The sequence below is a fragment of the Planktotalea sp. genome (assembly GCF_049680325.1).
Classification (GTDB): domain Bacteria; phylum Pseudomonadota; class Alphaproteobacteria; order Rhodobacterales; family Rhodobacteraceae; genus Planktotalea.
Genome location: NZ_JBAUHO010000167.1, coordinates 1 through 13,648 on the forward strand (window position 1 = coordinate 1; position 13,648 = coordinate 13,648).

18 protein-coding genes and 1 tRNA gene are annotated in these 13,648 nt (G+C 55.4%); 7 read left to right on the forward strand and 12 right to left on the reverse strand.

Annotated features, from left to right (window positions below):
- The 5 genes from WBC85_RS07655 to WBC85_RS07675 form a co-directional block, all read left to right on the forward strand.
- Positions 1 to 277, forward strand: a 277-nt coding sequence (locus WBC85_RS07655) for a His/Gly/Thr/Pro-type tRNA ligase C-terminal domain-containing protein (RefSeq protein WP_424434795.1), incomplete at its 5' end; no start/stop codon positions are given.
- A 240-nt stretch (positions 278 to 517) separates the two neighbouring features.
- Positions 518 to 808, forward strand: coding sequence for a DUF2282 domain-containing protein (locus WBC85_RS07660; protein WP_424434798.1), 291 nt, complete (start codon positions 518 to 520; stop codon positions 806 to 808).
- A 59-nt stretch (positions 809 to 867) separates the two neighbouring features.
- On the forward strand, positions 868 to 1,719 hold the full coding sequence (locus WBC85_RS07665) for a DUF692 domain-containing protein (RefSeq protein ID WP_424434801.1): 852 nt from the start codon (positions 868 to 870) through the stop codon (positions 1,717 to 1,719).
- Positions 1,716 to 2,471 (forward strand): putative DNA-binding domain-containing protein, encoded by a 756-nt coding sequence (locus WBC85_RS07670; protein WP_424434804.1) that lies wholly within the window; start codon positions 1,716 to 1,718, stop codon positions 2,469 to 2,471. The genes WBC85_RS07665 and WBC85_RS07670 overlap by 4 nt, the downstream gene beginning before the upstream one ends.
- A gap of 29 nt (positions 2,472 to 2,500) precedes the next feature.
- Positions 2,501 to 3,052, forward strand: a complete 552-nt coding sequence (locus WBC85_RS07675; RefSeq protein ID WP_424434807.1) for a DoxX family protein — start codon at positions 2,501 to 2,503, stop codon at positions 3,050 to 3,052.
- Here the strand turns inward: WBC85_RS07675 and WBC85_RS07680 are convergent.
- On the reverse strand, positions 3,041 to 3,355 hold the full coding sequence (locus WBC85_RS07680; protein WP_424434810.1) for an ArsC/Spx/MgsR family protein: 315 nt from the start codon (positions 3,353 to 3,355) through the stop codon (positions 3,041 to 3,043). The two genes, WBC85_RS07675 and WBC85_RS07680, sit on opposite strands and share 12 nt — an antisense overlap.
- A gap of 137 nt (positions 3,356 to 3,492) precedes the next feature.
- On the opposite strand from WBC85_RS07680, the gene WBC85_RS07685 reads away from it, so the two are divergent.
- On the forward strand, positions 3,493 to 3,699 hold the full coding sequence (locus tag WBC85_RS07685) for a cold-shock protein (RefSeq protein WP_424434813.1): 207 nt from the start codon (positions 3,493 to 3,495) through the stop codon (positions 3,697 to 3,699).
- Positions 3,700 to 3,760: 61 nt separating this feature from the next.
- On the opposite strand, the gene WBC85_RS07690 is transcribed toward WBC85_RS07685, so the two are convergent.
- The 7 genes from WBC85_RS07690 to WBC85_RS07720 form a co-directional block, all read right to left on the reverse strand.
- Positions 3,761 to 4,099, reverse strand: coding sequence for a hypothetical protein (locus WBC85_RS07690; protein WP_424434816.1), 339 nt, complete (start codon positions 4,097 to 4,099; stop codon positions 3,761 to 3,763).
- A gap of 169 nt (positions 4,100 to 4,268) precedes the next feature.
- On the reverse strand, positions 4,269 to 4,745 hold the full coding sequence (locus tag WBC85_RS07695; protein ID WP_424434819.1) for a dihydrofolate reductase: 477 nt from the start codon (positions 4,743 to 4,745) through the stop codon (positions 4,269 to 4,271).
- Positions 4,746 to 4,748: 3 nt separating this feature from the next.
- Positions 4,749 to 5,546, reverse strand: coding sequence for a thymidylate synthase (locus WBC85_RS07700; RefSeq protein WP_424434822.1), 798 nt, complete (start codon positions 5,544 to 5,546; stop codon positions 4,749 to 4,751).
- 43 nt (positions 5,547 to 5,589) lie between these two features.
- Complete coding sequence (gene glpK / locus WBC85_RS07705) at positions 5,590 to 7,074, reverse strand: glycerol kinase GlpK (RefSeq protein ID WP_424434825.1); 1,485 nt, start codon at positions 7,072 to 7,074, stop codon at positions 5,590 to 5,592.
- 35 nt (positions 7,075 to 7,109) lie between these two features.
- Entirely contained in the window at positions 7,110 to 8,507 is a 1,398-nt protein-coding gene (locus WBC85_RS07710) for a TRAP transporter large permease (protein ID WP_424434828.1), read from the reverse strand.
- Positions 8,507 to 9,136 (reverse strand): TRAP transporter small permease subunit, encoded by a 630-nt coding sequence (locus WBC85_RS07715; protein ID WP_424434832.1) that lies wholly within the window; start codon positions 9,134 to 9,136, stop codon positions 8,507 to 8,509. The genes WBC85_RS07710 and WBC85_RS07715 overlap by 1 nt, the downstream gene beginning before the upstream one ends.
- A gap of 106 nt (positions 9,137 to 9,242) precedes the next feature.
- On the reverse strand, positions 9,243 to 10,259 hold the full coding sequence (locus WBC85_RS07720) for a C4-dicarboxylate TRAP transporter substrate-binding protein (protein WP_424434835.1): 1,017 nt from the start codon (positions 10,257 to 10,259) through the stop codon (positions 9,243 to 9,245).
- Between the two features lie 244 nt (positions 10,260 to 10,503).
- Here WBC85_RS07720 and WBC85_RS07725 point away from each other — a divergent pair, with 244 nt between their 5' ends.
- Entirely contained in the window at positions 10,504 to 11,340 is an 837-nt protein-coding gene (locus WBC85_RS07725) for a 3-keto-5-aminohexanoate cleavage protein (RefSeq protein ID WP_424434838.1), read from the forward strand.
- A gap of 25 nt (positions 11,341 to 11,365) precedes the next feature.
- Here the strand turns inward: WBC85_RS07725 and WBC85_RS07730 are convergent.
- The 4 genes from WBC85_RS07730 to WBC85_RS07745 all read right to left on the reverse strand — a co-directional run.
- Positions 11,366 to 11,442: transfer RNA gene (locus tag WBC85_RS07730), tRNA-Met, on the reverse strand.
- A 68-nt stretch (positions 11,443 to 11,510) separates the two neighbouring features.
- A complete protein-coding gene (gene modC / locus WBC85_RS07735) occupies positions 11,511 to 12,623 on the reverse strand; it encodes a molybdenum ABC transporter ATP-binding protein (RefSeq protein ID WP_424434841.1) in 1,113 nt (370 codons plus the stop codon).
- Positions 12,620 to 13,306: a molybdate ABC transporter permease subunit gene (gene modB, locus WBC85_RS07740; protein WP_424434844.1), complete on the reverse strand. Its 687-nt coding sequence runs from the start codon at positions 13,304 to 13,306 to the stop codon at positions 12,620 to 12,622. The genes modC and modB overlap by 4 nt, the downstream gene beginning before the upstream one ends.
- A partial coding sequence (locus WBC85_RS07745) for a substrate-binding domain-containing protein (protein ID WP_424434847.1) occupies positions 13,303 to 13,648 on the reverse strand: 346 nt, incomplete at its 5' end. The genes modB and WBC85_RS07745, both read right to left, overlap by 4 nt.

The window sequence follows — 13,648 nt, forward strand, 5'->3', positions numbered from 1 at the left end:
CATTTCGGATGCAGATGATTATGTGCACGAGGTTGTCGCTGCGCTTAAAGCAGCCGGGGTGCGCGCCGAAGCGGATATCCGCAACGAGAAGATCAACTACAAAGTGCGCGAGCATTCTGTTGGCAAAGTGCCGGTGATCTTGGCAGTCGGTGCGCGTGAAGTTGAAGAGCGCACAGTCACAGTGCGCCGCCTTGGCGAGAAGCAAACGAAGGTCGAAGCGCTGGATTCTGTAATATCCGGCTTGCGCATTGAAGCGACTGCGCCCGACAAACTGTAACACTTGGCGCAAAACGCGTGAAATGGTTGCAACAAGGCCCGCCACAATTGGCGGGCCTTGTTCTGTTTTCAAAGGGTTTTCTCGCCAGATGGGCCTCACGGCGCTCTCTCAATAGCTAACGCATCTGTGACACACGGATGCGTGAATAGTCAAAATTGCCTTTAGCAGAGTAGCTTGTTTTCAGTCGCCAAATTCGGCGCACTGCTCACGAAACAATTCGTTCAACCAAAGGAAAAAACCATGTCCAACGCACTTAAAACCCTCGCCGTTGCAGGCGCAGTCGCAGCTTCTTTCACTGCACACACGGTCACCGAAGCCTCTGCCGCTGGCAAAGAAAAATGCTACGGCGTTTCCCTTGCTGGCAAGAATGATTGCGCAGCAGGCGCAGGCACGACATGTGCAGGCACGTCCAAAGTAGATTACCAAGGCAACGCATGGACCCTCGTTGATGCAGGCACATGCACAACAATGGAACTGCCAGATGGCCGCATGGGCTCGCTCGAAGCGCTTGAGCGCGATCTGCCAGCATAAGCGAACCTAAAGTAGGGTGCGTGATATCATGCACCCTAACTTGCCCAAGGAGCCTAATGATGTTTGATGCCGCGCCCCGTTCCGATCTGCCCAATGCCCCCGGCGTCGGCTACAAGCCTCAGCATTTTGCTGACATCATCGAAAACCCTGCCCCCGTTGAATGGCTGGAAATCCACGCAGAAAACTACATGGGCCAGGGCGGTCGCCCCCTTGCCCAATTGCGCCATCTAGCAGAACGGTTTCCCATTTCCGTACACGGCGTCGGCCTTAGCATTGGCGGCGAAGGCGCGCTGGATGCAGAACATCTTGCACGGCTCAAAACCCTGTGTGACTGGCTCAATCCTGCCAGTTTTTCCGAGCATCTTGCATGGTCCACTCACGAAAGTGCCTTTCTGAATGATCTTCTGCCCCTGCCCTACACCAAAGAAACCCTGACCCGCGTTGTCGATCACGTCGATCAGGTGCAAGAGGCGTTGGGGCGCAAAATGCTGCTTGAAAATCCATCCAGTTATCTCGCCTTTTCAGAAAGCACCCATTCCGAAACCGATTTTCTGAGTGAAATCGCGCGGCGCACAGGCTGCGGACTGTTGCTTGATGTTAACAACGTCTTCGTTTCCGCGACCAATCTGCAAATGGATGCGCGCGCCTATATCGACGCTTTCCCTTTGGATCGCGTCTGCGAAATTCACTTGGGTGGGCATGATGAAGATGAAGACGATCACGGCAGGCCCCTCTTGATCGACAGCCATGGTGCAGAGATCGCCGATCCTGTTTGGGCCCTGCTCGATTACACGCTTGAACGCTCCGGTGCGCGTCCTTTGCTTATTGAGTGGGACACAGATGTGCCGGACTGGCCCATCCTCGCCGCGGAAGCGATGCGCGGGGCCAAAGCCTTGGCGTTGCAATCATGAAAACAACCCAGCGCGACTTTCGTGCGGCGATCTTTGATCCAGACCGCACAATCCCAGAAAGCCTGACCGACGGACAAGAACGCCCGGCGGGCAAGCGCTTTAACGTCTATCGCAACAACGTTGTGATGGGATTGAAAGAAGCGCTCAGCGAGAGTTTCCCGGTGATCGGGAAACTGCTCGGGGCGCAAAACTTTGCATCCCTTGCTGGACTTTACCTGCGCGCGCATCCCCCTTCCGATCCGCGCATGATGCTCTATGGCACTGATTTTCCGGCATTTCTGGAAAGTTTCGCACCTTTATCCCATCTTGCCTACCTGCCAGACGTTGCCCGTCTGGAACTGGCGCGACGCCATAGCTATCACGCAGCAGATGCAAATCCGATTGATCCAACACTCTTCACCGAGCTCGCGCCGGAAAAACTGGCAAGCGCTCTTGTCCGCTTCGCCCCGTCTGTGCGTGTCATACGCTCGCCATGGCCCGTTCTGGACATCTGGCATTACAATATGAGCGAAGGAGCACCGCAGCCTCAAGCAAACGGGCAAGATGTTCTTGTCACGCGACCCGAGTTTGATCCGCGAATGGACGCGTTGCCCAAAGGTGGCGCGTTGCTTGTCGAAACCCTCGCCAAAGGCACGCGGCTTGGGCCAGCCCTGGACCTGATAGAGGCCAAACATCCCGCCTTTGATTTCCCCACTTTGCTGGCTCTCTTGATCCAAACGGGCGCAATCGCTGCCCTAACGCCCGAAACCTGATTTTCACTCACGTTCACAAGGAATTCCCCATGCGCAGCCTCATTGCCCTTCAAGACCGACTTTTAGCCCCGATTGGCGCGGGAGATGCGGCGCTGGCATTTGCTGCGCGATTTGCCTTTGCAGCCGCGCTTGCGATCTATTTCTTTAATTCGGGACTAACAAAACTGGGCGACGGCCTGTTCGGCATTTTCCAACCTTCGCTTGGCGCATACGCACAGATATTCCCCCGCGCGATGGAAGCTGCGGGCTATGACGTTTCCCAGCTTGGGTTGTTCCATTGGGCGGTTGTCACGGGCGGAACTGTCGCAGAATTCGTGCTGCCTGCGTTGATTATCGTTGGCTTGTTCACGCGCTTTGCCGCGCTTGGCATGATCGGCTTTATCACGGTCCAAAGCCTGACTGACCTGATCGGCCACGGCGCATGGGGCGATCCCAAAGTGCTTGGCGCATGGTTTGATCGTGTCCCTGACGGCGTGATCCTGGATCAGCGCATGTTCTGGGTGCTTGCCCTCGCGATCCTTGTGTTCAAAGGCGCAGGATGGCTTTCGCTGGATCGGGTCCTGGCACGTTCAGCCGACTAAAGCCGCCTGAACATCACGTCCCCAGCCCAAGTACAACGTGCCCGCGTCATCAATAAGCGGGCGCTTCATCAGTGCAGGGTGATCGGTGATGAGATCAAGCGCGGGGCGCTGACGCTCTTCTGCGCTCAAACCGCGCCATGTTGTTGAGCGCGTGTTTAGCAACGCGGCATCAAACCGCTCATAGGCGGTTTGCAACACATCGCGCGGCACGCCTTCACTGCGCACATCAACCAAAACCGCGTTTGGAAGGTTTTTCAGAGCCTTACGGCATGTATCACAATTTTTCAGACCGTATAGCTTCATGTCGCGCTCCTGATTTTTGCCGGTAGAGCGCGTCATCCTAACGTAAATGTCAACGCAGGGCGCAACGAAAAACCTTGATTTTTTCCCCAGAACGCTAAGCTTTCATGCTACTAGGGGTAACTAAAGGAGTGAGCGGCATGCCTAATGGCACCGTAAAATGGTTCAACACGACCAAGGGTTTTGGCTTTATCGAACCCGAAGGAGGCGGCAAAGACGTCTTTGTGCATATATCGGCTGTGGAACGGTCTGGCCTGACTGGGCTGGCTGACAATCAAAAGGTGTCTTTTGATATGGAAGAGGGGCGCGATGGCCGCGAAATGGCCGCAAATCTAACGCTGCTCTAAACATGAGAAAGCCCAGCGGGATCGCTGGGCTTTGCCAATCGGTTTGATCTGTCGCTCGGATTTACTGAAGCGGAACAATGATCGTGCGCTGGCCATAGACCTGCTCGCGCGTATATAGCACACGGTCCTGAACAATGGCGTGGCTCTTTGGCGCTGGCTTGGCGGCTTGGCGCTGCTTCATCGGTGTATAACCACGCGCCGCTGTGCCACAGCAGATAACACCGCCCAAAACGACGGGCTGCAAGCCAGCGGGGCAATAGTTCGGGCCGTTGTAGGCTTGCGGTGCAACGCTGTTAGGATTGTTTGTGCCGTCGCCCATATACATATCCCCCCAAGCAAAAGCCTGGGATGTGGTGGCGATTGTCGCGGCAACTGCGAATGCGAATACTTTTGAAAACATGGGACTGCCTCTTGTGGTGACTGCTCTGGATCGTGTTTTTATTTATCTTTTTAGCCTAACATGAGACGGAAATAAGTCAATTTGCGCGCACCTCTGAGCGGCATTGGAACACCAAACACGTAGAAAACTGTGATTCATTTACAAGGAAAGTCGCAGAATTCGGGGCAACCTAGCGCTTGAGGTACTCAAAAACGGTGCAGGCAGGAACTTCACTACGCAGTTCGCTACTGCCGGTGATTTGCCAATCGTCATTGTCGAACACAGGGAAAAACGTATCCGCGCCCTCCACCGACAGATCGACCTCTGTAATTAACATGCGATCGGCAATCGCGATCATCTCGCGGTAAATCCCCGCGCCGCCTATTCCGTAGACGCGCCGATAGCCCTGACTGTAGGCAAGTGCGACAGCGTCGCTAACAGATGTGCAGGTATGTTCAGCCGCGCACCCTTGCGAGGTCACGACAATGTTCAACCGGTCCTTGAGTGGCTTGAAAGGCAAGCTATCCCAAGTATTGCGCCCCATGATGATCGCCCCGCCAAGGGTTTCACGTTTGAAAAACTTCAGATCTTCCGGCGCATACCACGGGATGTCATTGCCCTTGCCAATAGCGCCGTTTCGGTCGCGCCCGACGATCAAAGAGATCATGGCCTAGACCGCCACAGGGGCTTTGATACCCGCATCGGGTTCATATCCGATGATCTCGAAATCATCGAAGGTAAAGTCAAAGAGCGAGCCGACCTGCCTTTTTATCCGCAGCTGGGGCAGCGCTTTCGGCGTGCGTGCAAGCTGGGTTTGAACCTGCTCCATATGGTTGGAATAGATGTGCGCATCGCCGATAGAGTGCACGAAATCGCCAACCTCATACCCCGTTACATGCGCCAGCATATGCTGCAACAATGCATAGGACGCGATATTGAACGGCACCCCAAGGAACATATCGGCAGAGCGTTGATAGAGTTGCAAATGCAGTTTTCCACCGTTGATCCGTACCTGCCAAAGTGTGTGACACGGTGGCAGCGCCATGTCAGGCACCTCCGCAGGATTCCAAGCAGAGACAATCAGACGACGACTGTCAGGCGTTTTCTTGATCGCTTCGACAAGATCAACAATCTGATCGATATAACCAGCTTCATTTTGCGCAGGAAACCGGCGCCATTGCTGGCCATAGACTGGGCCGAGATCACCGTTCTCATCCGCCCATTCATCCCAAATCGAAACACCGTTGTCTTTAAGGTATTTGATATTGGTGTCGCCCGCGACGAACCAAAGCAGCTCGTGGATGATCGACTTGAGATGCAGCTTCTTCGTTGTCACCAACGGAAACCCATCCGCCAATGGATAGCGGCACTGAAGGCCAAAGTGCGAAATCGTTCCTGTGCCCGTGCGGTCCGTGGACTCGACGCCAAACTCCAGAACGTCGCGCAAGGCTTGATGGTATTGTTTCACATGCGATCTCCCCAGATTTGGCCCTGATTACCCTGCAAAACGATCAAACCGCAAGCGTGGCTTCGACCGCTCTTTTCCAACGCGCATACCGTGCCGCGCGCGTGCTTTCATCCATGTCAGGTGTGAAAGTCCGCTCAAGTGCCCAAGTCTGCGCAAATTCATCCATTGCGGGATAAAGCCCCGCGCGCTGCCCCGCGAGCCACGCCGCGCCAAGCGCTGTAGTTTCCAACACCTTGGGGCGATCCACAGGCGCGCCAAGAATGTCCGACAGGAATTGCATCGCCCAATCAGAGGCAGACATGCCGCCATCCACGCGCAACGCGGTTTCTTCTGCGCCGGGCCAATCCGCATGCATCGCTTCAAGCAGGTCTCGCGTTTGGAAACCAACGCTTTCAAGCGCCGCTTTGGCCAGTTCCGCAGGGCCAGAGCCACGCGTCAGACCATAAATCGCACCGCGGCATTCTGCATTCCAGTATGGCGCGCCAAGGCCCGTAAAGGCGGGAACAAGGACAACATCCTGACCAAGGTCCGCGCTATCGGCTAGCGGCTGCGTTTCTTTTGCGTCGCGAATGATTTTCAGACCATCGCGCAGCCATTGGACCACCGCCCCGGCAATAAAGATCGACCCTTCCAACGCATACGTTGGTTTTCCATCAAGCTGATAGGCAATCGTCGTCAGCAATCTATTTTTGGAAATAACGGGATCATCGCCAGTATTGAGCAGCGCAAAACACCCTGTTCCATAAGTCGACTTTAACATTCCGGGTTTGAAACATGCCTGCCCGACAGTAGCCGCCTGCTGATCTCCGGCGACGCCCAATATCGGGATTTCGCGGCCAAATAGATCGGCGCGCGTCACGCCGAAGTCGGCGGCGCAATCCTTGACCTCCGGCAAAAGCGACATAGGGATATCCAGCATATCGCACATGGTCTGCGACCAGCGCCCTTGCCGAATATCATAAAGCATCGTGCGCGCAGCGTTGGTTGCGTCCGTGACATGGGATTTGCCCCCTGTCAGGTTCCAGATGATCCAACTATCCACTGTGCCGAAGGCCAACTCCCCCGCCTCTGCACGCGCGCGCGCGCCCTCTACGTTATCAAGCAGCCATTTCAGCTTTGTTCCGCTGAAATAGGGATCAAGCAGCAGGCCGGTGCATTCTGTTACCGTTGGCTCTAGACCCGCCGCTTTCAGGCTTTGGCATAATTCGGACGTTCGTCGATCCTGCCAAACGATAGCGCGGTGGATCGCTTTGCCGCTCGCACGATCCCAGAGAACTGTCGTTTCACGCTGGTTGGTGATACCAATCGCAGTGATTTCCGCGGTGGCAATGCCCGCCTTTTCAATCGCACCGCGACACGTCGAAGCTGTCGTCGCCCATAGATCACCCGCCTCATGCTCGACCCAGCCACTTTGTGGAAAGTGCTGATCGAACTCTTCTTGCGCCGAAGAAACGGGCACCATGTCCGATCCGAACAAAATCGCGCGGGTCGATGTCGTGCCTTGGTCAATCGCTAGAATATGGGTCATATCATCTTCCGGTTCTCAAATTGGGCGGCCTTGCATTACACCAACGACGGCAACCAAAGGACAATCCCCGGAAACGCCACGAGCAAGGCAATCGTTACGCCATCCGCGATGAAGAAAGGTGTCACACCTTTGAACACGTCCTGAACCGTGAGATCATCGCGCACGCCAGCAACCACAAAACAGTTCAGACCAATCGGTGGCGTAATCAAACAGAACTCTGCCATTTTAACCACCAATATCCCGAACCAAATCGCACACATAGGACCAGACATGCCAAAGGCACTATCCGCCGCGCTGACCATTTCGCCGCCATTAAGCGCCATGATTGCGGGGTAGACCACAGGCAGTGTCAAAAGCAGCATACCGATTGCATCCATGAACATACCAAGCACCGCGTAGGCCAGCAAAATGCAGATCAGGATCAGCATCGGCGACATCTCCAGGCTGGTAATCCAATCGGAAAACGCGTCTGGCAATTTGGCAAAGCCCAAGAACCGCACATAGATCAAAACGCCCCAAATAATCGTGAAAATCATCACGGTTAGCTTAGCGGTTTCCAGCAGTGCTTCTTTCAGTTTGGCCCAGCGCATCCCGCGATAAAGCGCCATGCAAAAGATGATGAATGCGCCAATCGCGCCGCCTTCTGTGGCCGTGCCCCAAGCGTCGCCGAACGGGTTGTAAACGAAGAAAATAATAATCACGACGACCGCAACGATGGGCAATGCAGGCGGCAAGGATTCAAAGCGCTCGCGCCACGTAAAGCCGCGCACGGGTGGGCCGATGTTCTTGAACGTCATCGCAAGGCCGATAATCAGGGCCGCATAAACCAAAGCTGAAAAGACGCCGGGTATGAAGCCCGCCAGAAGCAGCTTACCTACGTCTTGCTCCACAATGATCGCATAGATCACCAGGATTGCAGAGGGCGGGATCAAGGATGCCAATGTCCCCCCCGCCGCAACAACGCCCGCTGCAAAGGATTTGTTGTAGCCGATCTTCAACATCTCGGGGATCGCGATGCGGGCAAAAACGGCCGCCGTCGCAACAGATGCGCCTGACACAGCCGCAAAACCGGCCGTTGCAAAAACGGTCGAAACAGCAAGGCCGCCCGGCACCCAAGCGATCCAGCGTTTGGCTGCTTCAAACAAGGCGGTTGTCAGCTTGGCATGATAGGCCAGATAACCAATCAGAATGAAAACAGGGATCAGGCTCAACACCTGCGCGCTCACTTTGGAATGCGGCGTCAGACCTGCAATGCGGACCGAAATCTGCAACGCTTTCCCGAAGCGTTCGGGATCATAGTCAAACCCGTTCCATCGCAGCCAGACAAGGCCGACAAAGCCCGCAAGACCCGCCGCAAAAGCGACCCGCATGCCAAGCAGAACGAAAACCAGCATACCACCGCTGACCCATAGGCCAATCTCAATGGGCTCCATCAGTCTGCTCCTTCCAATGCATGCGCTTCGATTGCCGCCTGTTCGGCGACGCTTAGGTTCAAAGGCACAGCAACAGGGTTTTCCAAACCCAGGATCATTGCGCGCCCGTAACCGATTGCTTGCAGGATCAAACGCAAAACAAGAACGGCGAAAGCAACTGGCACAACCAGCTTGGATGGCCAGATCGGAATGCCCACGTCGATAGAGCTGTCGCGACTGCAAAGCGGCGAGGAGCAGTCAAAAGAGCGGCCAAAGTGTTCCCAAGCGCCCCAGGTCAGGGCGACGATCAGGAACAACATCAAAAGGACAGAAATCAATTCAAACAGCCAAAGCGCGCGGCCCTTCAGCTTGGACACCAGCATATCCATGCGGATATGCGTGCCGTCGCGTTGGACATAGGACACACCCATGATCGCGATAACCGGCATCGCGGCTTCGATGTAGTCAACATAGCCCATCATAGGCGAAGCAAAGAACTTGCGCCCGGTAACGGAATAGACAGCAAGAAACATCAGCGAGAAAATCGCGATGCCACTAAGCAATGCACAGAAGCGTTCGATAGGGTGCAATGCCCGATCAAGCCTGCTGAGCAAACTGGAATCTTCTAAAACTGCCGCCGAGCCAGCCATGCGCCTATCCCCCTTTTGATGGTGCAAAAAGGTGCGCGCAGCGCGCACACCTTTGTCAGGTTGTTATTGTAGGGAACGTGATTGCCACGCACCCTACCTCAACCAATCAGCTGCCAGCTTTGGCATCTGCCAGTGTTTTTACCACAAGATCATAGAGTTCCTGCCCGGGAATACCCTGAGCTTCCATGTCTTTGATCCAAGCATCGCGGACTGGATCCGCCGCTTTTGCGCGGAATTCTGCAATGACATCATCCGAGATCATCACTTTTTCCACGCCTTTTTCAGCCAGGACAGCGTCCCAACGCTCAAGCAGCTTGCCGTAATTTTCCAGATAGAAATCAAGGGCTTCCGGAACCGAGCTATCAAGCGCGGCGCGATGCTCGTCGCTAAGGGCTTCATAGGCGTCAGTGTTTACAACAACAGGGCAGTTCACTGTGCCCGGGTTGAGGTTCGCAGTCCACCAGTCAGCCTGATTGATTGTGCCAAAGCTCAGGTGAGCGTGTTGTGCGAAAGCAACCGTATCAACGACGCCGCCTTCCATCGCCTGATAGGCCTCGGAAGAAGTAACAGAGGTCGGAACCGCGCCAACAGCTTTGAACGCATCGCCCAAACCGCCAGTTGCACGCACGCGCATGCCTTCAAAATCAGCCAGCGTTGTGCGTGGCTCGCCCGTACCAACAAGGTTGTACTGCGGCATTGGCGACGTCATCAGCAGCTTTGCATTCCACTGCGCCATCTCTTTAGTCGCAGCAGGGTGCGCATAGACCGCAGCGGAAACAGCGACCTCTTGCTCCAGATTTTCAACGCCAAGGAATGGCAATTCAAGAACGGTCACAACGCGGTTCTTGTCGCGGTGATAGCCAGCGCAGAATTGCGCCATCTCGAACGCGCCAATGGAAATACCATCTAGGTTCTCACGGTTTTTGGAAAGACCACCGTAAGAGACGTTCATCGTGAACTCGCCATTGGTTTTCGCAGAAACGAGCTCTGCCAGCTTTTCGACATGCTCGGTAAAGGCGCGGCGCTTGCCCCAGACAGATACGTTCCATTCGGTTGCAGCAGCTTCGCTTGCAAGTGACGCGATAAAAGCGACACCCAAAAGTTTTGCAGATAGATGTTTCATTTTTTTCTCCCAGCTTTTTTTATTTTGCAGACTGTAACGAGCCTTCCACGAGGTGCAATGGGATATTCTGAAACACGTGACGTCGCTTCGCAGCGTGGGAACGGTTCTGACACCTGCAAACCAGACATTCGACAGACCAAAACCGAAGCACGCCTTGCCAAGCCTGAAGCGAACGGTTCATATCTTGCAAATTGTCGCTTGCCGCCCACTGGCACTCCCGTCCACTTTGACCTTCGAGGCTACCATGTCCAATTCCTGCATCATCTGCGTCGCCATCACTGGCTCTGTTCCTACACAGGCGGACAATCCAGCCGTGCCCGTGACGATTTCAGAGCAGGTTGAGAGCACACATGAAAGCTTTGAAGCAGGTGCAAGCATCGCCCATTGCCATGTTCGCGATGACAGCGGCGCGCCGACATCGGACCCTGAACGCTTTGCACGCTTGAAAGAGGGAATCGAAACGCACTGCCCCGGCATGATTGTACAGCTTTCAACAGGTGGTCGTTCTGGCGCAGGTAGGGATCGCGGCGGCATGCTTCCGCTTCGCCCCGATATGGCGTCGCTTTCCGTCGGCTCGAACAACTTCCCGACGCGGGTCTATGAAAACAGTCCCGATCTGGTCGAATGGCTGGCCTCCGAAATGGTCACCTACAACGTCAAGCCAGAGATCGAAGCCTTTGACCTTAGTCATATTTTTCACGCAGCTTTGATGCACAAGCGCGGCCAGATCAAAGACACGCCTTACGTTCAGTTCGTGATGGGTGTCAAAAACGCCATGCCCGCGGATCGCGCCGTTTTTGATTTCTACCGCGCAACTGTGGCGCGTTTGTTTGGTGACGATGCGCCATGGTGTGCAGCGGGTGTTGGAGCAAACCAGATCGCACTTAATGAATGGGCCATTTCGACGGGCGGCCACGCACGTACAGGGCTTGAGGACAACATCCGTATCAGCCGCGAGCAACTCGCCCCCTCTAACGCGGCGCTGGTTCAGCGCGCTGTTGATCTGTGTGAAAAATATGAGCGCCCTGTTGCAACACCAAGCGAAGCACGCGCACTGCTTGGATTACGCCCTAGCGCTTGAACCGGCAAACTTGTCAGAAGAAAAATGGTGGCGATGCAGGGATTTGAACCCCGGACACGCGGATTATGATTCCGCTGCTCTAACCAACTGAGCTACATCGCCAACACGGCGCGGAATACTGGACTGCAAAACCCCCGTCAAGTTAGAAAAGCGCAGTTTTTGCCACAAAGCTATGCGCGTTTTGGATGCTCGCCGTTTGCATTGGCGATTGCAGCAGGTGGCAGGGCATTTGCCTTTACAATCGCCCAAACCTTTTGCCCCACGCTCAATTGCATTTGCTTAAGCGCGCGGGCAGTAATGCGGGCAATCAATCGATCCGCCCCGCTGTGAAGGGCAATCGCAACGCCCGGGCCACTGCCCTGCTGGATTTCGGTGATTTGCGCCTCTAACGCATTTTGCGATGACAGACCGACCGGCCGGCTCAGCGACAGGATCACATCTTGCGCCCTAAGGCGCAGGCGCACGCTTTGCCCGATCGCGGCGTCGATATGCGGGACCGTCAATTCACTTGCGCTCAGGCGGATCGTGCTTAAACCGTCTGTACCATGGTGCGAAATGACCCCGCGCAAAAGTGCGCCCGCATCCTGCACCCCGATCAACTGCATATTGGCAGGATCGGCAAGCACGTCTTCTGCCAAGCCTTGAACCACACATCTGCCATCGCGCATAACGGTAAGCCCGTCGGCAAGGCGCACAATCTCTGACATGTCGTGTGTGACGTAAATCATCGGTGGCCCACCTTCTGCGCGCAGACGTTCCAGATAGGGCAGGATTTCCTGCTTACGGGCCTCATCCAGCGCCGCGAGCGGTTCGTCCAATAGTAACAATTCGGGCGCACTAAGCAGCGCGCGCCCTAATGCGACGCGCTGTTTTTCCCCGCCCGATAGTGCGGCAGGGCGCCGCTTCAAGAGCGCCGAAATACCAAGAACCTCAATCAATCTGGCATGCTCTGCGGGACTGGGCGGCGTAGATGCAAACCGCGCCCCAAACTCCAGATTTTGCGCAACATTCAGGTGGGGAAACAGCCGGGCATCCTGAAAAACATATCCAATGCGCCGCTGGTGGACAGGCATATTGATGCCCTGCACCGCGTCGAACAAAACCCTATCGCCCAAAGTGATGCGTCCGTTTTGCGGCGTCGAAAGACCCGCTATTGCATTGATAAGGCTTGTTTTGCCGCTTCCTGAACGGCCGAAAACAACAGTGGTTCCTGCCCCTGCATTAACTTGCGCATCAAGTGTAAAGGCACCAAGCTGCTGCTGGATATCAATGCGCAATTTCATCGTCCCGACACCCGTTTGATTGCGCGCTGCGCCAGCACTTCGGATAGCGCCAAGGCAGCCACGGAAATGACGACGGAAATTGCGATCAAGCGCAGCGCGGCGCTTTCACCGCCAGGCACTTGCAGCAGGGTATAGATGGCCGAAGGTAATGTTTCACTTTGACCCGGGATCGATGCAACGAACGTAATCGTCGCGCCGAATTCGCCCATTGCCTTGGCAAAGCCCAGAACCACGCCAGCCAGAATACCGGGTGAGATAAGTGGTAGCGTCACGCTCCAGAAGACAGCGCGTTTTGGCGCGCCAAGCGTTGCGGCCGCTTGCTCCAATCCTTGATCGACGCCCTCATAACCAAGGCGTATCGCGCGCACCATCAAAGGAAACCCCATAACCGCCGCCGCGAGAGCAGCGCCCGTCCAGCGAAAAGCGAGAGTTACGCCAAAAGCATCGTCCAGAAACCCGCCAATCACACCCTGTTTGCCAAAGAGCAACAGCAGCGCATAGCCCGTCACAACAGGTGGGAGAACCAGCGGCAAATGCACAAAAATATTGAGCGCGCTTTTCCCGAAAAACCGCCCCCTTGCCAGCAGCCACGCCGTTCCCAATGCAAAGGGCAAGCTAAATAGCGTTGCGCAGATTGCGACCTTCAAGGAAAGCCAAACGATTGCAATTTCAGCGGCGCTCATGAAGCTTTGCACCGTGTTGTGTCATCGCCAGGCAGCTGCAAAAACCCGTTGCGCGTATAGACATCTTGCGCGGCGACAAGTGCCGACATCGCGGCCTGACCCCCTTCTTTTGCCGTTCTGGTCATCGCCATCGGATATCGGATCGCAGGATAGCTATCGGGCGCTGGTTTAAAGAGCATGCGAACTTTTGGCTGGGCTGCAACATCACTGGCATAGACAAACCCAAGCGGTGTTTCAGCGCGCGCCACCAGTGCCAAGGCAAGGCGCACATTATTCGTTTGCGCAAGATGCGGACGTAGCGCGTCAAGCCAGCCCTGCCCTGCCAAATACGCGGCAGCATAC